Origin of the sequence: Antarctobacter heliothermus (genome assembly GCF_002237555.1) — a bacterium.
Classification (GTDB): Bacteria; Pseudomonadota; Alphaproteobacteria; order Rhodobacterales; family Rhodobacteraceae; genus Antarctobacter; species Antarctobacter heliothermus_B.
Map to the genome: position 1 here is coordinate 437,884 of NZ_CP022540.1, position 21,155 is coordinate 459,038.

A 21,155-nucleotide genomic window follows, 5' to 3' on the forward strand; every position below is an offset into this window, starting at 1 on the left:
TGAAAGTTTTTTGACATGTCTCGTCCCGCGCTGTGGACCGCCATTTCTGACAGCCTGACAAGTGACATCGCTGCGGGCCGCTATCGCCCAGGAGACAAACTGCCGACAGAGGCAGAGTTGTCGGCGCGGTTCGGGGTGAACCGCCACACTGTACGCCGTGCGCTTCAGGCCATGGCCGACCGCGGCCTTGTCCATTCGCGGCGCGGCGCGGGCGCGTTTGTGGCCGCGAAGCCGACGGATTATGCCCTTGGGCGGCGTGTCAGGTTCAACCAGAACCTGCGGGCGTCCGGGCGGGTGCCGGGCCGCCAGATCCTGATGTCGGAAACCCGACTGGCCGATCCCGGAGAGGCGCGCGCGCTGCGACTATCGCCCGGCGACCCGGTTCATGTCTACCAGTCGCTGGCCACCGCCGATGGCGAGCCTGTAGCGCTTGGGACCGGGGTTTTTCCGGCCGCACGCTTGCCAAATCTGCCAGAGGCCCTGCACGCCTATGCCACCGTGACTGAGGCGCTTGCCGCATGCGGGGTGGCCGACTATACCCGCGCCTCGACCCGTGTGACTGCACATCTGGCCACCGCGACGCAGGCCACGCGCCTCAAACTGGCAGCTGGCGCGCCTTTGCTGCGCACAACAAGCGTGAACATCGACCCGGATGGCGTTCCCATAGAATACGGCAAGACATGGTTTGCCGGGGACCGTGTGACCCTGACGCTGGAGTCGTGATCCCCGTCCCGATGTTTTCATGGAACAGCACACATGCCGTCATTGCGATGATACATTGCAAGGGTAGGACGTCAGGGCAATTTTCGTCCGGAGCAGTTCCATGCCCATCGCTCCCTCTTCATTACGCCTGACTGGCGCTACTGTCCTGCGAGACGGTGCCATGCAGGCGCGGTCCGTCGCCATTCAGGACGGTCGCATTTCCAAAGGCCCCCTCCCCGAGGTGGATCTGAGAGGGTACTATATCCTTCCCGGCATCATCGACCTGCATGGCGATGCCTTTGAGCGACACCTGACTCCCCGGCCCTCTGCCGCCTTTTCGCTGGCGACAGCCCTGCGAGCGACCGACCGCGATGCCGCGTCAAATGGTGTGACAACCGCCTGGATGGCGCACAGCTGGAGCTGGGAGGGCGGACCGCGCGGCCCCACCCATGCCGAGGCCTTTCTGGACGCTGTCGATGCCTACGCCGCAGAGGCATTGACCGACCTACGGGTCCAGATCCGCTGTGAAACGCATACTGTGCATACCGCAGACCGGCTGTTGGCCGCAGTACTCCGTCACGGGATCGACTATGTCGTTTTCAACAACCACCTGGATGAGGCGGCGCACCTTGCCGAGAGCGACATGTCGCGGCTGGCAATGTGGGCACAGCATGCCGGACATTCAGTCGAGGAACATCTGGCCAGAGTCCATGCCGCGCGCGACCAAAAACCGGACGTGCCGCGCTATCTGTGCCGCTTGGCCGAAGCCTTTGACACGCTGGGCGTCACCTATGGCAGTCACGATGACCGCGACGGCGAAACGCGCGAGTATTATTCGCAGATCGGGGCCAAGGTTTGTGAATTTCCGACCCGGCGGCCTGCTGCGGCGTTGGCGCGTGCGGTCGGTGATCCGATCGTGATGGGCGCTCCGAACGTTGTGCGCGGCGGCTCGCAGTCGGGCAATATCGCAGCGCGCGATCTGATCCAAGCACAGCTGTGCGATGCTTTGGTGTCGGATTATTATTACCCGGCGTTGTCGCAGGCCGCCTTTCGGTTGGTCGATGACGGGCTGGTGGATCTGCCCCGTGCTTGGGCGATGATTTCATCCGCACCGGCGGAAATCCTGCGAATGCCCGACCGTGGCACGATCGATTATGGACGCCGCGCGGATCTGGTGGTGATCAACGCCCAGACCCGCGTGGTCGAGGCGACCATCTGCGGCGGCAGGATTACCCATCTGACAGGCGAGGCGGCCTTCCGTTTTCTGGGGGCCGGACACCCCCGTCGACTGGCTGCCGAATGATACGCAGGTTTTTCTGACCGTTTCACGGAACTGTCACGACGCGCCGGTATGGGAACACCTGTGAGTGTAACCGCGCCCCGCACGCCTTTTTTCTCCGGTGTCGGGATGTATAAAGCGTTGGTTGCTAAAATTTTCATGACCAAACCGGGCGGCCCGAAACGGCCGCCCTTTTTTGTTAAACCGACTGATGCCGGAACAGTAATCCGAAACGGCCAACCGCTGTGCCAGAACCGATTGCACCCGCTCGCCCGGCATCGGGGCGAACGGGGGCGAACCCATCAAAAACTCACGCGAAACGCCTCGACCCGCGGCACTCAATGCCCGTTGGTTTTGCCCCTGATCAGGCGGCGACGCAGGACACCAGAGGCCCAGTCCATGAAGATCACCATCAAAACGATGAGCATGATATAATAGCTCACCTCTTCCCAGTCTTTCTGGGTGATGATCGCCTGCGTCAGCAGCAGACCGATGCCGCCGCCGGTGATCGCACCGATCACGGTGGCTGAGCGGGTGTTGGATTCGAGATAGTAAAGCACTTGGCTGAGCAGGACCGGCGTGATCTGCGGGATCACACCAAAACGGTAGCGCTGCAACGGTTTCGCCCCGGTCGAACGCACGCCTTCGATCTGCTTGTCGTCGACGTTTTCCAACGCTTCGGAAAACATCTTACCAAAAGAACCGGTGTCGGTCAGCATGATCGCCAAAGCCCCCGTCAACGGACCGGGTCCGAACGCGCGGCTCAGAATGATCGTCCAGATCAGCCCGTCCACACCACGGACAAAGTCGAACACACGGCGCACCGCAAACCGAACGCTCATCAACCGTGTAAAGTTGCGCGCCGCCAAAAAGGCCAGTGGCAGCGCAATAAGGGCGGCGCCCATCGTGCCCAGGAACGCCATCAGGATGGTCTCAAAGATCGCCCAGACCACATCCTTGTGCCGCCACATCGGATTGTTCCAGAAATCATGAACCATCGCGGCAAAGTTGCTTTTTTCGCCAACAATCCGGTCGCCAGACATCGCAAGGCCGACAAGTTCAGAAAACGATTTTCCGTAGAAAGGACTGTCCAGGGTGAACCAGAACAGCTCCCACCCAAAGGAATAGCGGAACACCTCTGTCCGGGCGCGGGTGACCGCCGCGCGACCGCCTTCGCCGGTGATGTTGACCCGTGTGCTGCTGGCTCCGATCCAGTCCGGCACATTGCCGTCCGGCGTATCAAGGATAATCTCCCGACCCTCGATCCGCACCGTCACCGTCCCGTAGTCAGGCCGGGTATAGCGCAGGGTAGAGCCCTCGATCTCGGCAAATTCGCCGGCCTTAAGCTCGACCCGTACTGCATCCTCTCCAATCGGCGTGACGAACTCGGGCCGCATGTCAGCGGGATACCGGCCCTTGGCCTCACCCTCGATGGCAAAAACCAAACCGCCGTTGCGGTTGTCATGCGTGATATGCGTTTTATGACTGTAGCTGTCCGCCACAAGGATCGCTGCGTTGTCCATCCGCGCGCGGTCGACAAGACCGGGAATATCAAAGGCAAAGAACAGGTAGACAAAATAGGCCAGGATCACCAACGGCGCAGCAAAGCCGATCAGCCGTTTTCGTCCGATCAGGCGGTCAGCTTGTGCCTTGAGAGTGTCTATCGGCAAGAATTCCACGGTCGCAGTCATGTCACGCTCCAGTCACGAGCTTGTTGCGGAAATGGCTCGACAGTTGGTCGAAGAAGACGATGGTCAAGAAGAGCAGGATAAAGATGGCAGCCACCTCATCATATCGGCCCTGCCCCCAGCTGAATGCGTTCTTGAGGTCATAACCAATACCCCCAGACCCGACGAAGCCAAGGATCGCCGAGGCGCGGATATTGATCTCAAACCGCAGCAAGGCATAGCTGAGCCAATTTGGCGCGACCTGCGGGATGACCCCCAACAGCATCCGTTGGGACCAAGATGCGCCGGTCGATTCCAAACCCTCCAGCGGCTTCTGGCTGGCGTTTTCATTCACTTCGGAAAACAATTTGCCCAACGCACCGGTCGTGTGAAAGGCGATGGCGATCATGGCGGGAACAGGTCCGCCCCCCAAGACGAAGATCAGCACCAGCGCGATGACGATCTCAGGGATGGCGCGCATGATGTCCATCAGGCGGCGGAACACCCCGATCAAGGCCGGAAAGCGTGCCAATCCACGGGTGGACAGCAAAGACAACGCAACCGCCAGCAAACCGCCCACCAACGTCGAGGCGGCGGCGATGTTGATCGTCTCGATCAGCGACGGAAAGAACTTGACCATCAAGGCCGGGATCAGCGCGACCTTCTCACTGGCCTCGGAAATCACTTCGCCGGGGAACTGAAAGACGTTCAGGATACCGTTCCAGAACCCCCCCGCATTGCGGCTGTCGGCAAGCATGAAGCCCGACGTCATCAGCGCAATGAAGATAATCAGCATAATGCCGCCATACATCCGCTTGGTGCGGGCCATGGCCATATAGGCCTGCTGTATTTCGGCGGAGCGTTGCCCCCCGATCGAGTGGCCAAGCGTGACGTCGGTCATTGTGGTGTTCTCGGTCTATCTGGATCGGAAAGAGGACGGGCCGGCCCCAAAAGGACCGGCCCGAGGTTCAAGCCAATGGCTTACATTTTGGACTTACGCGCCTCGATGATCGAGATGTAGTCGTCATGCGAGATCGGCTGGAAGCCCAGTGCTTCGCCCGCCATGAAGTTATAGGCGCAGTCGGGATCCATGTAGGGAAGCGACGCCGTCAGGGTGGTGATGTCGATCTTGACGCGCTCCGGCAGCGATGTGCGCAGCACGATCGGGCCTTCGGGGATCGGCTTTGACTTCCAGATTTGGACCAGCTCGTTCATGTCGACCAGACCGGCGTCGGAGGCCTTGCGCAGCGCGCCAGAGTTATAGCCATCTTCCCATGCGCCCATACCGTCGGCCCATGTCACACCGGCGTCAACGTCGCCGTTTGCGACTGCAACGATGGTCTGCTCATGACCGCCAACGAATTTGACCTCGCCAAAATAGTCGCCGGATTCCATTGTGGCGCCTGTGGCCGCGGGGATCTCGATGGACGGGATCAGATAGCCCGAAGTCGAGTTCGGATCGCCAAAGGCAAAGACCTTGCCCTTCATGTCGTCCAACGAGGTGACACCGCTGTCTTTGCGGGCAAAACCGATCGAGTGGTAGCCGTAGGAGCCGTCTACATTGGTTTTGACCATGATCGGCTCAACTGCCTCGGGGTCGGTCAGGTATGCCTTGGCGTAGGCCGATGCACCCAACCATGCCATGTCGATGGTGCCGCCCAGCAGGCCCTGGATCACGCCATCATAGTCGGCGGGGGTGAACAGCTTGACCGGAACGCCCAGCAGCTCTTCGGCTTTGGCACGGTAGCATTCATTCGACGTCATGCGGTCTTGGGCGTTTTCGCCGCCAAGGATGCCGATGCGGAATTCAGTGAACTCCTGAGCCAGGACCGGGGTGGCCAGTGTGGTGGTTGCTGCAAGCGCGATAAGGAGCTTTTTCATCGTCTTCCTCTCTGGTTGATGGCCCCTGCCAACAATTGGCAAGGGTGATGAAAACTTGTGGAAACACTCAGGCCGGGAGCGCCTCGCGCCCGGCTTCGAGAGCGGCGATATCGGTCGATGTCGTGGCCTCGGAAAATTCGGCACCAGCGCCATAGATGTCGCGGGCAACGCCGGTCGTCAGCTGCTCGGGCGTCCCGTCAAAGACCACGCGGCCCTTGCGCATGCCGATCACACGGTCGCAGTAGCGACGCGCGGTATCCAGCGTGTGCAGGTTGGCGATCACCATGCGGCCGTCTTCGTCGTGGATACGGCGCAGCGCGTCCATGACGATCTGTGCGTTCATTGGATCAAGAGAGGCGATGGGCTCATCTGCAAGAATGATCTTGGGGTCCTGCATCAGGGCGCGCGCGATGGCGACGCGCTGTTGCTGGCCACCCGATAGCGCCTCGGCCCGTTTGGGCGCGTTTTCGGCGATACCCAACCGATCAAGGATGTCGATCGCGCGGTGGATGTCCTCTGTTGGGTAGAGATTGAACAGCGTCGCAAGGGTCGACCGCCTGTTCAGGGTGCCATGCAGCACGTTCGACACGACATCCATCCGCGGGACAAGGTTGAACTGCTGAAAGATCATCGCGCATTCGGACTGCCATTGGCGCTTGGCCTTGCCAGTCAAATGCGTGACCTCGCGGTCCTGATACCAGATCGCCCCCTCTGAGGCGTCGGCAAGCCGGTTGATCATGCGCAACAGAGTCGACTTGCCCGCGCCTGAGGCACCGATGACCCCGATCATCGCGGAGCCTTCAATCGTGATGCTGACGTTCTCCACGGCAGCGTTTGCGCCAAAGCGCTTGGTCAGCTTGTCGATGCGTAGCACGCAAATCCCCCATATCACTGAGGCCGCGTCCTAAGCGCCGGGCTTGTCTGTTCCGTGACGGTTGCGCAAAGCTTTTGTAACACAGCTAGCGCGCGCGGCCCTTTACACCATCTGTCTGGGTTTTTGCTGGCCAGCCATGCAGAGGCTGGAACGCGGCTATGCAGCTCTGGCACTGGCGCTGCACCGCAGCAAAGCCTAACTTGATGGCAAGGGGAGGACCTCCATCCACTTACTCAGGAGTCCCGAAATGGCTGACACACTCACATCCGTCGCACCGCGCGGCAATATCTTCGCCGGTTTCTTCAGATCGATTTTCAACACATTGGTTATGATCGCTGAGTCGGACCACCGCATGAAAGCGGTCGAGAAACTGACCGCAATGTCCGATGCGGAGTTGGCCGAACGCGGCCTCAAACGCGCCGACATCGTGCGCCATGTCTTCCGCGATAGCCTTTACGTCTGACGTTGAGATCTCCCATGCGGCCGGCCTGCCGTCCGCCCGAATTAAGACAGCCGCGCTCGACCCCGAGCGCGGCGTCGTTGTTCTGGGGAGGTGGCGTTCATCTGCGCGCGGCGCATCATCATCATCTCATGAACAACCGCCATGCCACTGGCCACCATGTCGGCCCGTCCACTGCATGAACCTGTCAGGCATCGACCAAGACCGCCGCATCGCAGGATGAAGGCACCATGCGAATGTCGTTTGGCAAAAGACTCACACGGCGCTCGATATTTTTGACTCTTGCGATGCATTGACGCCAATTCCGCACTCTTGTTGGGAGTAGCATGCAGACCAGACATGATCGCCATGCCGCAGACGGCGCCGTCCATGCCCTAGCGCATCGCCGTTCCGTGACCCTGTCCAGCCAACTGAGACAAGGCAGGAAAGGCGAGACTGACTATCGGAATTAAGAAAAAACGATGCCAATTTGAAAGTTTTGGCATATCTCGCGCCCGTGCGTCGGCGCCCTATGTCGCCTTGGGTCAGGGATTTGCGAGAGCCCCCCGAAATACACAGCGTTTTCTGCATGTTAAAAAGCTAAGCGAACAGCCCAACAAAAAGGCCGCCCAACGGGGCGGCCTTTCGAAACACTGGACGTCGCGCGGGGTTTGCCCCGCCCGAGATCAGTTCTGTGCGTAGAATTCGATAACCAGATTCGGTTCCATCAGAACAGCGTAAGGCACATCGCCCAGCTGCGGGGTCCGCACGAATGTTGCGGTCATCTTCGAATGATCGGCTTCGATGTAGTCGGGCACATCACGCTCGGTCAGTTGCGTGGCCTCGATCAGCGCGGCGATCTGGCGCGACTTTTCGCGCACTTCGATCACATCGCCTTCTTTGACGCGGTACGACGGGATGTTCACCCGCTTGCCGTTGACCAGCACATGGCCGTGGTTCACGAACTGGCGCGCCGCAAACACGGTGGCCACGAACTTGGCACGGTAAACAACGGCGTCAAGCCGACGCTCAAGAAGACCAATCAGGTTCTCACCAGTGTCGCCCTTCATACGCTCGGCTTCGGCGAAGATGCGGCGGAACTGCTTTTCGGTCAGGTCGCCGTAGTGCCCCTTGAGCTTTTGCTTCGCGCGCAGCTGAAGGCCAAAGTCGGAAATCTTTTGCTTGCGGCGCTGGCCGTGCTGGCCGGGGCCGTATTCGCGGCGGTTCACCGGGGACTTCGGGCGGCCCCAGATGTTTTCGCCCATGCGGCGGTCGATCTTGTACTTGGCAGTCGTGCGTTTGGTCACGGCTGATCTCCTTCGTTTATGTTGTCGAAGGGCGTTGTCCTCTCCCCGGAACGGGCCGGAGTGACAGGCATTCCCTTGCGGGGGCCACCAACACCAATGAAGGCGCGCTTATACAGCCGCGACCTGCCGTGTCAAGCGGGCCGATACGGACCCGAACAATTTGAACCAAAGAGGAACATTAACCGTTGCTTCACGCCTTGGGATGCAAATGGGGCAGGACCACGGCACGGAGGCGGAAGTGGCGAAATCTTTAGCATTCGATAGCGGAGCGCGCAACGCGCTGGAACACGCGGTCAAGGCGCGCGACGCCTCGACAATAGACATGGTCCGACGTTCCATTCAGCACCGGCAGGTCCTGTTGGCCTACCAACCCGTGTTGCAAGCCCGCGCGCGGGACAAGGTTGCGTTCTATGAGGGGCTGATTCGCGTTCTGGACGAAACCGGACGGGTCATCCCGGCGGCAGACTTCATCGATTCCGTTGAGGAAACTGAATACGGGCGCATGCTCGACTGTATCGCACTGGAAAAGGGGTTGGCGGAACTGGCCCGGACGCCGGGTTTGCGGTTATCGATCAATATGTCGGCCCGGTCCATCGGGTACAAGAAGTGGATGCGCACGCTCACTCGCGGTTTGGAAAAGGAGCCGACCGTGGCGGAGCGGTTGATTCTAGAAATCACCGAAAGCTCGGCGATGCTGGTGCCGGAATTGGTCGTTAGCTTTATGGACAACCTCCAGAGCCGTGGAATCGCCTTTGCCATCGACGATTTCGGCGCGGGCTATACAGCCTTGCGCCATTTCAAGGAATTCCGGTTCGACATCCTCAAGATCGACGGTCAATTCTGCTCTGGTGTTGCGGATGACCCCGACAATCAGGTTCTGGTCGGTGCCATGATCAAGATCGCTGAACAATTCGACATGTTCACCGTCGCCGAAAAGATCGAATCTGCCGCCGATGCGGACTGCCTTGCGGCACTTGGCGCGGATTGCCTGCAGGGATACCTCTTTGCCGCGCCCAGCGTCCGCCCCCCTTGGCGCAAACAAGAGTCTGACCGCCGCGTCGGATAGGTTATCTGGCCACCCCCGCCCATTGACCGCGCCGCACATCCCACGCCGGACACATAGCCGCGTTGCACCTGCGCCTGAGACACCCTGTCCAGTTCTTATGACGCAACGTTTCCGCTATTCCCCATGCGGACAAGCGAGGAAGAGAAGGGCCCGCACCCGGCGGACCCGCGTCTTGCCCTGATGCACCCGCTTGCCTGGAGGACAACACATGACCAATGTCGTTATCGCAAGCGCAGCCCGAACACCCGTGGGCTCGTTTCTTGGGTCGTTTGCGAACATTCCCGCCCATGATCTCGGTGCCACCATGCTGCAAGCACTGGTTGAGCGCGCCGGAATCGACAAAGCGGACGTTTCGGAAACCATTCTTGGCCAGGTGCTGACCGCCGGCCAGGGTCAGAACCCGGCTCGTCAGGCGCACATCAACGCTGGTCTGCCAGAGGCATCCGCCGCTTGGGGCATCAATCAGGTGTGCGGCTCGGGCCTGCGCGCTGTGGCTCTTGCCGCCCAGCATATCCAGCTTGGTGACGCCTCGATCGTAGCCGCCGGTGGACAGGAAAACATGTCGATGTCCACGCACTGCGCCAATCTGCGTCAGGGCCAAAAGATGGGCGACATGCAGTACATCGACACGATGATCCGTGACGGTCTCTGGGATGCCTTCAACGGCTACCACATGGGCCAGACCGCCGAAAACGTCGCCCAGCAATGGCAGATCAGCCGCGACATGCAGGACGAATTTGCTGTCGGTTCGCAGAACAAGGCCGAAGCGGCGCAAAAGGCGGGCAAGTTCGACGATGAAATCGTCGCCTACACCGTCAAGACGCGCAAGGGCGACATCGTGGTGAACAAGGATGAATACATCCGTCACGGCGCCACCATGGAAGCAATGCAGAAACTGCGCCCCGCCTTTACCAAAGACGGCTCCGTCACTGCCGCCAACGCGTCGGGCCTGAACGACGGCGCCGCTGGTGCATTGCTGATGTCCGCCGATGAGGCCGAAAAGCGCGGGATTGAGCCGCTGGCACGCATTGCGTCCTATGCCACCGCTGGTCTGGACCCGAAAATCATGGGTGTCGGCCCGATCTACGCCTCGCGCCGGGCGCTGGAAAAAGCTGGCTGGACGGTGGACGATCTGGATCTGGTCGAGGCGAACGAAGCCTTTGCCGCGCAGGCCTGCGCCGTGAACAAGGACATGGGCTGGGATCCGGCCATCGTGAACGTGAACGGTGGCGCCATTGCCATCGGCCACCCGATCGGTGCCTCGGGCGCGCGCGTCCTCAACACCCTGCTGTTCGAGATGAAGCGCCGTGGCGCCAAGAAGGGCCTAGCCACGCTGTGCATCGGCGGCGGCATGGGTGTCGCTCTCTGCGTCGAGCGTCCGTAACGACTCTGCAAGCGCAGAAAAGGGGCGCCGTTTGGCGCCCCTTTTTTTTGAGAAGATTTGCGAGATCGCCCGACAAAATCAGTGGTCGCAACATCCGGTCAAGATTTTGAGCAATATTGTTGCTCAACCAATTTTGAGCGGGTAACAAAGTTACCAAGACCTGACAATTAACTGGAGGACCCCCATGGCACGTGTAGCACTCGTCACCGGCGGCAGCCGAGGCATCGGCGAAGCCATCTCAAAAAAACTCAAGGCCGAAGGCTATGAGGTCGCCGCGACCTATGCCGGCAACGATGAAAAGGCCGCGGCCTTCACCGAGGCCACCGGCATCAAGACCTATAAATGGAACGTCGCCGACTATGACGCGTCCAAGGCTGGCATCGCTCAGGTTGAGGCTGATCTTGGCCCGATCGACGTGGTTGTTGCCAACGCCGGCATCACCCGCGACGCTCCGTTCCACAAGATGACCCCGGAACAGTGGAAAGAAGTCATCGACACCAACCTGACCGGCGTCTTCAACACCGTTCACCCGGTCTGGCCCGGCATGCGTGAGCGCAAGTTCGGCCGCATCATCGTGATCTCGTCGATCAACGGCCAGAAAGGCCAGTTCGCTCAGGTGAACTATGCCGCCACCAAGGCGGGCGACCTTGGCATCGTCAAGTCGCTGGCCCAGGAAGGCGCGCGCGCCGGGATCACCGCAAACGCGATCTGCCCGGGCTATATCGCCACTGAGATGGTCATGGCTATCCCTGAAAAGGTGCGCGATTCCATCGTTGCTGGCATTCCGGCAGGGCGTCTGGGCGAACCTTCGGAAATAGCGCGCTGCGTGGCATTCCTTGCCTCCGACGACGCGGGCTTTATCAATGGTTCGACCATTTCGGCCAACGGGGCGCAGTTCTTCGTTTAAGACTGCCCCTGTCGAACTGTAAATGACCGTGAAAGGAACGCATGGCCCTGACGGACTGCGTTCCTTTCTATTTCGGCGGTACTGCCGTAGGTCCGCCTTAGATCTGCCTAACCACGCTCGCCCCGGACATGTTTCGCACTCACCGCGTTCCATGAACCTGCCCCCCACGAAACAAAAAAAACGTCCCCGGAACCTGACGGTACGGAGACGTTTCTTTACGCGGTCAGACCGGCGGGTCAGGGAGTGACGGCCTGCGGTCAACGACGCCGCGCGAAAACAGCATTCCAGAGCCCTGCAACCAGTGCCCCACGCGCGGCATGAGCCGCACGAATGGCGTCGTGATGACGGCTGTCTGTGGCGGATTCAAACATGGCGGGCTTCCTTGGGTAAGCGCTACTTGATGATCACCAAGATAGCTGCACCAATGGCGCACAACAAACGAGACTTCCCAACCTATCGGTTAAGGTATACTTGTCTGAGAATGCCGGATCGCCTGCCCCCGTTGACCGCCCTTCGCGCCTTTGAGGCCGCAGCGCGCCATCTGTCCTTTGCCAAAGCCGCGTCAGAGCTGAACGTGACCCCGGCGGCCCTGTCGTTTCAGATCAAGAATCTTGAAGACCACCTTGGCACGCCGCTCTTTCACCGCCTGAACCGCGCCGTGGATCTGACAGAGTCCGGACGTATCCTTGCCCCCGGCACCACACAGGGTTTTGAACAACTCGCAGCGGCTTGGCGGGCGACCCGGCGATTGCAGGACACGCGACTGTTGACCGTGACGGCAGGGCCAGCCTTTACCGCCAAATGCCTTGCCCCGCGCTTGTACGGGTTTGCCCGTGCACACCCAGAGATCGAATTGCGATTTGTGGCCGGGCTGCGGATGATGGATTTTGACCGCGACGAAGTCGACGTTGCGATTCGATATGGCTATGGCACCGATGAGGGGCTGGTCAGCACGCATCTGGTGGATGAGGGCATCACGCCAATGATGCGGCCCGACCTCGTGGCGCGGTATCCGACCCCGCACAGCCTTCTGGACGCGCCGCTGCTGCACGATGCCTCACTGGATTTTCTGGACCCACCCGCAGGCTGGGTGGAGTGGTTTCGCACCGTTGGGATCGACCACGCGCCCACGCCAACGGCCCGCTTTTCACAGGCCGACCACGCGCTGGATGCCAGCCTTGCTGGTATCGGTGTCGTATTGGCACGCACCTCGCTGGCGCAGCAATACCTTGCTTCGGGACAATTGATTGCACCATTCGACATCGCCCTGACCACGGCGGCGCACTTCCGTTTTCTTTGCGCCAAAGGCACAGAGACGCGTCCGCAGATCGCAGCGTTCCGCGAGTGGTTGTTTTCTGAGGTCAGGGGATTGCCCACGGGCCTGGAGGGCAAGACGCTGATCTCGGTCGAGAACCTGCCCTGATCCCGTATCTACGGAACGTCATGCGTTCCACAGCGCCAGGGCAGGTCCCGAAATGCGTGGTTACATCACCGCTTCGGGTGCAAGCCGAGTGATTTCTTCCTTGAGCCTCAGCTTTTGTTTTTTCAGGTCCGCGATGTGCAGGTCATCAGTTCCCGGGGCGCGTTGTGCTTTTTCGACGGCCTCCGAAAGGGCAACATGCTTCTTCTTCAGTTCCTGCAAGTGCGAACTCAAGCTCATGGGATCCTCCTTTTGAACGGTTGGATCTTCAGTGCATCACAGATTTTCGTTCAAGTCACGCTGCGAGCGCAGCATGAATTCACAAAAGTGTAACGGAGATTGGTGTCAGGCCCGTCCTGCCGGAAATTCCAGCGCCGCACCGCGCATCATGACTTGCGCAAAGCGGTCGGTATATTGGCTGCCCGGCTCTTCGTGGTGCGAGCCGCGGTGAATCACCAGGCCCGCGTGAAACCGAAAGGCCGCGCGCCCATCTTTACGACCCCGGACAAGGATCAGGCGCGGTGGACGGCCCTCACGAGGCAATAAAGGCAACAATTCCAAGGCCCCAAGGCGGCCCGACATGGCAGACAGCAGATCCGGCAGACGTTCGGCGCGCTGAATAAATGTGGCGTAGCCACGCGGCTTCAGCCGTTTGGCGGCGCAGGACACCCAATCCGCAAGCGGCGTGGCCCCTGCCAGCGCGATCTCACGATCGCTGCCGTCGGCAACAATACGCTTGCCTGCCTCAAAGTAGGGAGGATTGGCAAAAACGTGGTCAAAGCTTTGCACTTTCATGTCCGGCGGCGGGCTGGCCAGGTTGCCGGTCCAGATCGTGCCCTCCAATCCGTTGCGCGCAAGGTTCCGCCGGGCCAGATCGGCATAGCCCGGCTGCAATTCCAGTCCGGACAATCGCAGGCCGGGCACACGCACACCCAGACAACATAGACCCGGCGCAGCCCCGCAGCCCAGTTCCAGCACGCTTTGCCCCGGCAGCGCCGATACGGCGGCGGCAAGCAGAACTGGATCGGTTCCGGCGCGGTAACCTTCCAACGGCTGCAGCAGGCGCACTTGCCCCCCCAGCATCGCGTCCTCTGTCAACGCGTCGGGGAGGAAGGTTTCAGCCCTCAAACTGCACCCCGGCCTCTCGCAAAACACGACGGGCCTGATCAATCTGGTCGGCGCGCACCATCAGGCGGCGCGGCAGAATGCCTATGGACCCTTCGAGGACGCTCATGTTTACGTCCAATTCAAAGCTGTCTATACCCTCCCCGTTCAGGAGGGTTGTGACCAGCGGGATCAACGTGATGTCGTTTGTGCGCAAAAGCTCTTCCATGAGGGCGATGTAAGGACAAGGCACCGCATTTGTCGAGCCTTGCACGGGAGTTTGATGAGCTTGGACGAAGGCACGCAAAAGCCGCATGAACGTCTCGCCGCGCTGTTGGCCGGCGATCTTGATCTTGTGAATGCGCTGATCCGCCAAAGGATGGCATCAGAGCACGCACCGCGCATTCCAGAAGTGACCGCGCATCTGGTCGAGGCGGGCGGCAAACGGTTGCGCCCGCTGTTGACCTTGGCGACGGCACGGATGTGCGGCTACGAGGGACCGTATCATATCCATTTGGCCGCAACGGTGGAGTTCATTCACACCGCGACGCTGCTGCATGACGATGTGGTGGACGAAAGCAAGAAGCGGCGCGGGCGGCCCACGGCGAACCTGCTGTGGGACAATAAGTCCAGCGTATTGGTGGGCGACTACCTGTTCGCGCGGTCGTTCCAGTTGATGACAGAGACGGGCAACCTGCGGGTTCTGGGCATTCTTAGCGACGCAGCGGCGACCATCGCTGAGGGGGAGGTGCTGCAGCTGACCGCCGCTCAGGATCTGACCACGACAGAGGCGATCTATCTTCAGGTGGTGCGGGGCAAGACGGCGGCGCTGTTTTCGGCCGCGACCGAGGTGGGCGGCGTGATTGCGGGCCAGCCCGAGGAAGAGGTGCAGGCGCTGTTTGATTACGGCGACGCGCTGGGGATTGCCTTTCAGATTGTGGACGACCTGCTGGATTATTGGGGGTCAGACGCGACGGGCAAAAATGTGGGCGATGATTTCCGCGAGCGAAAGCTGACGCTGCCTCTGATCAAGGCCTTTGCTGCCGCCTCAGACGACGAAGAGCGCGCCTTTTGGAAGCGGGTCATCGAGAAGGGCGACCAGCGCGAGGGCGACCTTGAGCATGCCATTGCCTTGCTCAATCAGCATGGCGCGTTGGAGGCGACGCGGCAGGAGGCATTGGCTTGGGCGGGCAAGGCGAAGGCGGCAATGGAAAGCCTGCCGCAATCAGAGCTGCGCGACCTTTTGATCGATCTCAATGACTATGTGGTGAGCCGTGTGAGTTGACCGAAAAAATGGGCTGTCCACGCGTGGACAGCCCTGCGGTCAATCAAAATCAATGACTTACAGAGACGATTTTACCTTTGGTTAGGAAATGACTGGTCTGTCCGTACAGTGGTAAGCCGGGCTTAAGCCCGGCCTACGGTGCCAATTTACGTCAGTATGGTCGCAGCCACCCACCACTGCGGGAAGGCGGCTTGAAGGTCGCGGGCCATTGCCTCTGTCGGCGTGTCGGAGTCGAACAACGCAAAGCAGGTGGCACCAGAGCCGGACATGCGCGCAAGCCGAACCCCGTCCAGAGAAGACAATGCGCCCAACACCTGCGAAATCTCAGGACACAGACCTTCGGCCGGGGGCTGCAGATCGTTGCGCTGATCCGCCAACCACCCAAACACAGCATCCGCTTGCCTGCTGTCCGGCAGAGGCATCATCGGCGCGTTGTCGCGCCGGGCAAGCGCCTTGAATACCGCAGGGGTCGCGACCTCGACCCGTGGATTGACCAGCACGGCCCGTAGCGGCGGCAGGTCCAGCGGCGTCACGATCTCTCCGATGCTCTGCATCCGGGCGGCGTGGGCCACCATGCAGACCGGCACATCCGCACCCAGTGAAAGCGGATCGCCTCCAAACGGACGGCCAAACAACTGCTCCATCGCGCGCAGCACCGCCGCCGCATCGGAGGAGCCGCCCCCGATCCCCGCCGCTGCGGGCAGGTGTTTGTCCAAGGTGATCGCCACCGGCTGACCAAATGCCTCTGCCGCGCGCCAGCACAGGTTGCGCGCATCCGTTGGCACCCCGGCGGCCATCGGGCCGGTGACGGTCAGCGACATGTGATCTGCGCGGGCCACCGTCACCCGGTCGCCCACGTCGGCGAACATCACCAGACTGTCGAGCAAGTGATAGCCATCAGCCCGCCGTCCGGTGACATGCAGGGTCAGATTGATCTTGGCCGGGGCGAAAACCTCACTCGCTGCCGAGGTCATCCGCTACCTGCAAGGGCGGTGCGCCTTCTTCGGCCAGAACCACGTCCAGCCCGACCTCCAGCTTACGTTTGATCCGCACCGGGTCGGCCTCTTCGGCGGCGTCCTCCCAGTCGACGAAGGACAGCGCGCGCTTCCACATGAATTCGGCCTCACGTTCGCGCCCGACGGCCCAATAGACATCGCCAAGGTGATCATTGACGATCGGGTCGATGGGCATCAGTTCGGCGGCGTGTTCCATGTGCGGCACCGCCTCTTCGTAGCGGCCAAGGCGGTAGAGCACCCAGCCAAGGCTGTCGACGATGTACCCGGCGTTTGGCCGCGCCTTGACGGCGCGTTCGATCATCGCCAGCGCCTCATCCAGCTTGACCTGCTTTTCCACCAGCGAATAGCCAAGATAGTTCAGCACCTGCGGCTGGTCCGGGTTCAGGTCCAGTGCTTTGCGGAAATCCGCCTCTGCGGCCTCCCACAGACCTTCGCGTTCGTTGGAAATGGCACGGGCGTAGAACACGAACCATTGCCGATCGGTGATTTCACCGACCTTGGAGAGCGCGGTTGTATATGCCTCTATCGCATCGGCAAACCGTTCTTCCTGTCGCAGGAAATCGCCCAGCGTGGTGTAAACGACAGACATGTTGCCATGGGTTTCTGTCAGCCCTTCGAGGACGGCAATCGCCTCTTCCATACGCTCGTCCGAGCGCAGCGCCTCTGCCCGGCCCAGTTCTGCCGCGTGAAAGGCCGGATGATCGGTCGGCACGCGTGCATAGGTTTCGACGGCCAGTTCGTACTGACCAACCTGCGTCAGCACCTCTGCCGACAGTAGAATGGCGTCGATGTGGTCCGCGCGCAGGTATTCGGCCAGACGGGCATAGAGCAGCGTCAGATCCTGATTGTCCTCAGCCGCCAGCGCCCCGGCGAGGGTATAGAACACCTCTGCAATGCCATCGCGCGGCGACGTGACATGCGTGAACGGCACGGTTTCATTGCCTTGTAGACGGGTGCGCAGGTTTTCCAGCCCCGGATCAAGATCATTGCCAAAGGCCGTGGTCAGCAGGTCGATTGCATCGCCGTTGCGGTCAAGCTGGCTGAGGATTTCAGCGCGGGCCATGATACCGCGACGGGTGGCCCCCATACCGGCCCCCAGCTTGCTGGACAGCAGGTCATCGGCGGTTTGGTAGTCACCGACAGAGGCGAGCGCGAACGCCTTGTGGTAGGCGGCAAAGGGGCCAAGGCCCTGAATGCCCGCCACCTCATCAAAGGTGGCAAGGGCGGTGGTCATGTCGCCCTGCCCCAGTTGTGCCCATGCCTTTATCAGACCGTCGGCCAGCGGACCCAGCCCGCGCTTTTCGTCAATGGCCGTGAGGACGGGGGCGAACGCCTCGCCTCGGGCGTCCCGTGCCACAATCGCCATCTGGGCGATCTGACTGGCAAAGCCCTCTTGCGCAAGTCGGTCGGCGTAGGTCGATGCCCGGTCCACCTCACCCAGTGAGATATTGGACAGGACCGCACGTTCCAGCAGTTCGGGGCGGCCCGGATCGCGGGCCAGCGCCTTGCCATAGAAATGGGCGGCGGACTCGTAATCGCCCAGAAAGCTGGCCTGACGCGCGGCGAGGTAGTCGCCCGCAAAGCCGTTGGCCGATACCAGGGTCGGCAGGGTAAACGCCGCTGCCAGCAGGCCTGCGCGCACCGTCTGTGTCCAAGCTGTCAAAGTGCCGATCTCCTCAATCGCGATTTGCGAAGAGCGTAGAACGCATGAACAGGCATGGCAATCACGACAAGCGCGCAGATGCCGACAGGGCATCACCTCATTGTGAAGGTGCCCGACGCTTGGGCGCCGGGCGGATGCGTTCACATGTTGGGATAATTCGGCCCGTCGCCGCCCTGCGGAACCGTCCAGTTGATGTTCTGGCTGGGATCTTTGATGTCGCAGGTCTTGCAGTGGACGCAGTTCTGAAAGTTGATGACGAACTTTGGCCCGTTGTCATCCTCGACCACCTCGTAGACGCCCGCCGGGCAATAGCGCTGCGCCGGTTCGTTGTATTTCGGCAGGTTGATCGCGGTCGGCACATGCGGATCTTTCAGCTGCAGATGCGCGGGCTGGCTTTCCTCATGGTTGGTAAAGCTGAACGCGACGTTGGTCAGCCGGTCAAAGCTGAGCTTGCCGTCGGGCTTGGGGTAGTCGATCGGCTCAAACTTTTGCGCGATGCCGGTGGCCTCGGCGTCGGTCTTGCCATGTTTGACGGTGCCGAACAGCGACAGACCCAGCAGCGAGTTGGTCCACATGTCCATGCCGCCCAAGGCAAGGCTGGCGGTGAGACCGTATTTCGACCACAGCGGTTTGACGTTGCGGACCTTGTGCAGATCCTTGCCGACGGCGCCCTCGCGCACCTCTGCCTCATAATCGGGCAGTTCGTCCGAGGCGCGGCCGTCCTTGATTGCGGCAAAGGCGGCCTCTGCCGCGGCCTTGCCGGACAGCATGGCGTTGTGGTTGCCCTTGATGCGCGGGACGTTGACCATGCCCACCGAACAGCCCAGCAGGGCGACGCCGGGGGCGACCATCTTGGGCATCGACTGATAGCCGCCCTCGCTGATGGCGCGGGCACCGTAGGCGACGCGTTTTCCGCCCTTGAGCAGCTCTGCCACCATCGGGTGATGTTTGAACCGCTGGAATTCCATGTAGGGGTACAGATGCGGGTTCTGATAGTTCAGGTGGACGACAAAGCCGACGTAAACCTGATTGTTCTCAAGGTGATAGATGAACGACCCACCACCCGCGTTGCCGCCAAGGGGCCAGCCCATGGTGTGGGTGACGCTGCCCTCTTTGTGCTTGGCCGGGTCGATTTCCCAGATCTCTTTCATGCCAAGGCCGAATTTCTGCGGCTCCTTGTCTTTCGAGAGGTCGTATTTCGCGATGACTTCCTTGGACAGCGACCCGCGCACGCCCTCGGCGAGGAAGACATATTTGCCCAGCAGTTCCATGCCCGGCTCATAGGAGGGTCCGGGGGTGCCGTCGGGGTTCTTGCCGAACTCACCGGCAACAACGCCGCGCACTTCGCCATTGTCGCCGTAGACCATTTCGGAACAGGCCATGCCGGGGAAGATCTCGACCCCCAGCGCCTCGGCGTGTTCGGCCATCCAGCGGCAGACGTTGCCCATGGAGACGATGTAGTTGCCGTGGTTGTTCATCAGTGGCGGCATCGGCCAGTTGGGGATCCGCAACTGACCCGCCTCGCCCAGCATATAGAAATTGTCCTCTGTCACCGGGGTATTAAGCGGCGCGCCGAGATCTTTCCAGTCGGGGATCAGCGCGTCCAGACCGCAAGGGTCCAGCACCGCGCCGGACAGGATATGCGCCCCGACCTCAGAACCTTTTTCCAGCAAAACAACGTTCAGGTCAGCATCAAGCTGTTTCAGCCGGATCGCGGCGGACAGCCCGGCCGGGCCACCACCCACGATGACGACGTCGTATTCCATGGATTCGCGCTGCGCGTCGGACATTCCGGCTCCTCCCACAGGGGCAAAGAAATAAAGTTTCGCGACTGAGTAGCGCGGCAGTGCAGCACGGGTCAATCACGACACGGCGTCGCGGGGGCGGATTCCGACCTGTCCGACGCGGGAAAAGGCGCTCTGCCCCCCCGCAAATGGCGCGAGGGCCCCACCCCGCGCCTTGTTCTCTTAAAACACCGGCATGATCTCTATCTTGCCGCGCGTCGGGCCAACCCTGAGCAGCCGATACGCGTTGGTCCCGAAATAAAGCGTGCCGTCAGCTGCTTCGGTCATAGCGGTGATCCATTCCGCCGGACCACCCCGCAGGCGATCCCCTTTCAGCACCCCTTCGGCACCTTCGCCGCTGACCGGCATGAACCGCAATTCGACACTTTTGGCGAGGATGTAGTTTTCACCCTTCGCGTCGATCCCGGCGTGATTGAAATAGTCCTCTCCGAGATCGATCAACGCGCCGGTGCCATCCGGGCCCAGCAACATCGAATCCACATTGGTCCGCAAAATCATCATCTTGCCATCGCTCACCCGCACGGCCTTGGGGTAGGAAACACGATACGGTGTCTCGGCCATCTCGAAACTGCCCGAGACAAAATCAACCGTGACCACGTTGCTGACATAGCCATCTGTCATTTGCTTGAAATCGGCTTTTTGCAGCTTGGTCAGATCCTCAGGCTCATCCTGTTTCTGCTCGGCGTCGGTCTTGGTATAGCCGGTCAGGATCAGGGCCTTGCCCGCCCCCGGTTCCAAGGCGATCAGATTCGCCTTGATCTTGCCCATGGCAACGCGCGCCAGCTGTTCGCCCGTGGAAGCCTGCAACAATCGCACCGAATCGTCCTTGAAATGCTGATCCAGCGCGGCAATCACCCGAGTCTGGGCGTCATAGGCCATGTCATCGACGTCCGACACGGACCACGCCTCGGCCATGCCATCGACCTTGTAGGCGGTCACAACATCCGCATCGTCGCGGAAAAACACCAACTCTCCGATGGCGCCATGCACGATCTGGCGCACCAGATGAGGCACATACTGGCGCCCGGTCACCTCCATCGAGTCGGCGGAAATTGTATAGACTGTCCGGTTAGATCCGCCGACAAGCACGGTCTTGCCGTCAGGCGATACACTGATTGTCTCGATGGACTGGGATTGGGCGGCACCGGCGGACAACCCGGCCAGCGCAAGCGCCGCTGCAAATGAAAAAATGGAACGCATGTCAAAATCCTGCTGTTATACAAGTGTTCGACAGAGTACCCGCAGTCCTTCATATGTCAAAGTCGTGGGCTGTCGGTAAATTCCCGCTGGTCTGACGTTCAGCTTGGCTTTACATCGACAAGCCACGCGACGACACTTCCTCAACTCTCGCTGACA

Annotated in this window: 20 protein-coding genes; 8 read left to right on the forward strand and 12 right to left on the reverse strand. The window is 60.8% G+C overall.

The window, feature by feature from the left end:
• The first annotated feature begins 15 nt into the window (after window positions 1-15).
• Together phnF and ANTHELSMS3_RS02230 are read left to right on the forward strand one after the other, a co-directional pair.
• Window positions 16-723: a phosphonate metabolism transcriptional regulator PhnF gene (phnF, locus tag ANTHELSMS3_RS02225; protein WP_094033451.1), complete on the forward strand. Its 708-nt coding sequence runs from the start codon at window positions 16-18 to the stop codon at window positions 721-723.
• 100 nt (window positions 724-823) lie between these two features.
• Window positions 824-2,005: an alpha-D-ribose 1-methylphosphonate 5-triphosphate diphosphatase gene (locus ANTHELSMS3_RS02230; protein WP_094033452.1), complete on the forward strand. Its 1,182-nt coding sequence runs from the start codon at window positions 824-826 to the stop codon at window positions 2,003-2,005.
• A gap of 314 nt (window positions 2,006-2,319) precedes the next feature.
• Here ANTHELSMS3_RS02230 and phnE (ANTHELSMS3_RS02235) read toward each other — a convergent pair whose 3' ends face one another.
• The 4 genes from phnE (ANTHELSMS3_RS02235) to phnC all read right to left on the reverse strand — a co-directional run bounded on the left by phnE (ANTHELSMS3_RS02235) (window position 2,320) and on the right by phnC (window position 6,403).
• Window positions 2,320-3,672 (reverse strand): phosphonate ABC transporter, permease protein PhnE, encoded by a 1,353-nt coding sequence (phnE, locus tag ANTHELSMS3_RS02235; protein WP_198319867.1) that lies wholly within the window; start codon window positions 3,670-3,672, stop codon window positions 2,320-2,322.
• 1 nt (window position 3,673) lies between these two features.
• Window positions 3,674-4,549: a phosphonate ABC transporter, permease protein PhnE gene (gene phnE, locus ANTHELSMS3_RS02240; protein WP_094033453.1), complete on the reverse strand. Its 876-nt coding sequence runs from the start codon at window positions 4,547-4,549 to the stop codon at window positions 3,674-3,676.
• Between the two features lie 80 nt (window positions 4,550-4,629).
• Window positions 4,630-5,529 (reverse strand): phosphonate ABC transporter substrate-binding protein, encoded by a 900-nt coding sequence (gene phnD, locus ANTHELSMS3_RS02245; protein WP_094033454.1) that lies wholly within the window; start codon window positions 5,527-5,529, stop codon window positions 4,630-4,632.
• A gap of 67 nt (window positions 5,530-5,596) precedes the next feature.
• Window positions 5,597-6,403 (reverse strand): phosphonate ABC transporter ATP-binding protein, encoded by an 807-nt coding sequence (phnC, locus tag ANTHELSMS3_RS02250; RefSeq protein ID WP_094033455.1) that lies wholly within the window; start codon window positions 6,401-6,403, stop codon window positions 5,597-5,599.
• Between the two features lie 247 nt (window positions 6,404-6,650).
• Here phnC and ANTHELSMS3_RS02255 point away from each other — a divergent pair, with 247 nt between their 5' ends.
• Entirely contained in the window at window positions 6,651-6,866 is a 216-nt protein-coding gene (locus ANTHELSMS3_RS02255; protein WP_094033456.1) for a DUF1127 domain-containing protein, read from the forward strand.
• 662 nt (window positions 6,867-7,528) lie between these two features.
• Here the strand turns inward: ANTHELSMS3_RS02255 and rpsD are convergent.
• On the reverse strand, window positions 7,529-8,149 hold the full coding sequence (gene rpsD / locus ANTHELSMS3_RS02265; protein ID WP_094033458.1) for a 30S ribosomal protein S4: 621 nt from the start codon (window positions 8,147-8,149) through the stop codon (window positions 7,529-7,531).
• Window positions 8,150-8,357: 208 nt separating this feature from the next.
• On the opposite strand from rpsD, the gene ANTHELSMS3_RS02270 reads away from it, so the two are divergent.
• The 4 genes from ANTHELSMS3_RS02270 (at window position 8,358) to gcvA (ending at window position 12,929) form a co-directional block, all read left to right on the forward strand.
• On the forward strand, window positions 8,358-9,215 hold the full coding sequence (locus ANTHELSMS3_RS02270; protein ID WP_094036876.1) for an EAL domain-containing protein: 858 nt from the start codon (window positions 8,358-8,360) through the stop codon (window positions 9,213-9,215).
• A 208-nt stretch (window positions 9,216-9,423) separates the two neighbouring features.
• Window positions 9,424-10,599, forward strand: a complete 1,176-nt coding sequence (locus ANTHELSMS3_RS02275; RefSeq protein WP_094033459.1) for an acetyl-CoA C-acetyltransferase — start codon at window positions 9,424-9,426, stop codon at window positions 10,597-10,599.
• 184 nt (window positions 10,600-10,783) lie between these two features.
• Window positions 10,784-11,506 carry an acetoacetyl-CoA reductase gene (gene phbB / locus ANTHELSMS3_RS02280; RefSeq protein WP_094033460.1) on the forward strand — a complete coding sequence of 241 codons (723 nt, stop codon included), beginning with the start codon at window positions 10,784-10,786 and terminating at the stop codon, window positions 11,504-11,506.
• Between the two features lie 481 nt (window positions 11,507-11,987).
• Window positions 11,988-12,929 (forward strand): transcriptional regulator GcvA, encoded by a 942-nt coding sequence (gene gcvA, locus ANTHELSMS3_RS02285; protein WP_094033461.1) that lies wholly within the window; start codon window positions 11,988-11,990, stop codon window positions 12,927-12,929.
• A gap of 60 nt (window positions 12,930-12,989) precedes the next feature.
• Here the strand turns inward: gcvA and ANTHELSMS3_RS02290 are convergent, their stop codons facing one another.
• From ANTHELSMS3_RS02290 to ANTHELSMS3_RS02300, 3 genes are all read right to left on the reverse strand, one after another.
• Entirely contained in the window at window positions 12,990-13,166 is a 177-nt protein-coding gene (locus tag ANTHELSMS3_RS02290; RefSeq protein WP_094033462.1) for a YdcH family protein, read from the reverse strand.
• A gap of 105 nt (window positions 13,167-13,271) precedes the next feature.
• On the reverse strand, window positions 13,272-14,054 hold the full coding sequence (locus tag ANTHELSMS3_RS02295; protein WP_254694825.1) for a tRNA1(Val) (adenine(37)-N6)-methyltransferase: 783 nt from the start codon (window positions 14,052-14,054) through the stop codon (window positions 13,272-13,274).
• Window positions 14,044-14,259, reverse strand: a complete 216-nt coding sequence (locus ANTHELSMS3_RS02300) for a putative signal transducing protein (RefSeq protein WP_094033464.1) — start codon at window positions 14,257-14,259, stop codon at window positions 14,044-14,046. The genes ANTHELSMS3_RS02295 and ANTHELSMS3_RS02300 overlap by 11 nt, the downstream gene beginning before the upstream one ends.
• A 54-nt stretch (window positions 14,260-14,313) precedes the next feature.
• On the opposite strand from ANTHELSMS3_RS02300, the gene ANTHELSMS3_RS02305 reads away from it, so the two are divergent.
• Window positions 14,314-15,315 carry a polyprenyl synthetase family protein gene (locus tag ANTHELSMS3_RS02305; protein WP_094033465.1) on the forward strand — a complete coding sequence of 334 codons (1,002 nt, stop codon included), beginning with the start codon at window positions 14,314-14,316 and terminating at the stop codon, window positions 15,313-15,315.
• 146 nt (window positions 15,316-15,461) lie between these two features.
• Here the strand turns inward: ANTHELSMS3_RS02305 and ANTHELSMS3_RS02310 are convergent, their stop codons facing one another.
• From ANTHELSMS3_RS02310 to ANTHELSMS3_RS02325, 4 genes are all read right to left on the reverse strand, one after another.
• Complete coding sequence (locus ANTHELSMS3_RS02310) at window positions 15,462-16,289, reverse strand: 4-(cytidine 5'-diphospho)-2-C-methyl-D-erythritol kinase (protein ID WP_094033466.1); 828 nt, start codon at window positions 16,287-16,289, stop codon at window positions 15,462-15,464.
• The gene (locus ANTHELSMS3_RS02315; RefSeq protein ID WP_094036877.1) at window positions 16,270-17,994 is read right to left on the reverse strand and encodes a tetratricopeptide repeat protein; all 1,725 of its coding nucleotides are present in this window, start codon (window positions 17,992-17,994) and stop codon (window positions 16,270-16,272) included. Before ANTHELSMS3_RS02315 ends, ANTHELSMS3_RS02310 begins: the two co-directional genes overlap by 20 nt.
• Window positions 17,995-18,134: 140 nt before the next feature.
• Window positions 18,135-19,784 carry an electron transfer flavoprotein-ubiquinone oxidoreductase gene (locus ANTHELSMS3_RS02320; RefSeq protein ID WP_094033467.1) on the reverse strand — a complete coding sequence of 550 codons (1,650 nt, stop codon included), beginning with the start codon at window positions 19,782-19,784 and terminating at the stop codon, window positions 18,135-18,137.
• A gap of 177 nt (window positions 19,785-19,961) precedes the next feature.
• Window positions 19,962-20,999: a WD40 repeat domain-containing protein gene (locus ANTHELSMS3_RS02325; RefSeq protein ID WP_094033468.1), complete on the reverse strand. Its 1,038-nt coding sequence runs from the start codon at window positions 20,997-20,999 to the stop codon at window positions 19,962-19,964.
• Window positions 21,000-21,155 lie beyond the last annotated feature (156 nt).

Coding starts and splice junctions, on each gene's coding strand:
- phnF (WP_094033451.1), top strand. CDS start 16: ATGTCTCGTCCCGCGCTGTGGACCGCCATTTCTGACAGCCTGACAAGT.
- ANTHELSMS3_RS02230 (WP_094033452.1), top strand. CDS start 824: ATGCCCATCGCTCCCTCTTCATTACGCCTGACTGGCGCTACTGTCCTG.
- phnE (WP_198319867.1), bottom strand. CDS start 3,672: ATGACTGCGACCGTGGAATTCTTGCCGATAGACACTCTCAAGGCACAA.
- phnE (WP_094033453.1), bottom strand. CDS start 4,549: ATGACCGACGTCACGCTTGGCCACTCGATCGGGGGGCAACGCTCCGCC.
- phnD (WP_094033454.1), bottom strand. CDS start 5,529: ATGAAAAAGCTCCTTATCGCGCTTGCAGCAACCACCACACTGGCCACC.
- ANTHELSMS3_RS02255 (WP_094033456.1), top strand. CDS start 6,651: ATGGCTGACACACTCACATCCGTCGCACCGCGCGGCAATATCTTCGCC.
- ANTHELSMS3_RS02270 (WP_094036876.1), top strand. CDS start 8,358: ATGGGGCAGGACCACGGCACGGAGGCGGAAGTGGCGAAATCTTTAGCA.
- ANTHELSMS3_RS02275 (WP_094033459.1), top strand. CDS start 9,424: ATGACCAATGTCGTTATCGCAAGCGCAGCCCGAACACCCGTGGGCTCG.
- phbB (WP_094033460.1), top strand. CDS start 10,784: ATGGCACGTGTAGCACTCGTCACCGGCGGCAGCCGAGGCATCGGCGAA.
- gcvA (WP_094033461.1), top strand. CDS start 11,988: ATGCCGGATCGCCTGCCCCCGTTGACCGCCCTTCGCGCCTTTGAGGCC.
- ANTHELSMS3_RS02290 (WP_094033462.1), bottom strand. CDS start 13,166: ATGAGCTTGAGTTCGCACTTGCAGGAACTGAAGAAGAAGCATGTTGCC.
- ANTHELSMS3_RS02300 (WP_094033464.1), bottom strand. CDS start 14,259: ATGGAAGAGCTTTTGCGCACAAACGACATCACGTTGATCCCGCTGGTC.
- ANTHELSMS3_RS02305 (WP_094033465.1), top strand. CDS start 14,314: ATGAGCTTGGACGAAGGCACGCAAAAGCCGCATGAACGTCTCGCCGCG.
- ANTHELSMS3_RS02310 (WP_094033466.1), bottom strand. CDS start 16,289: ATGACCTCGGCAGCGAGTGAGGTTTTCGCCCCGGCCAAGATCAATCTG.
- ANTHELSMS3_RS02320 (WP_094033467.1), bottom strand. CDS start 19,784: ATGTCCGACGCGCAGCGCGAATCCATGGAATACGACGTCGTCATCGTG.
- ANTHELSMS3_RS02325 (WP_094033468.1), bottom strand. CDS start 20,999: ATGCGTTCCATTTTTTCATTTGCAGCGGCGCTTGCGCTGGCCGGGTTG.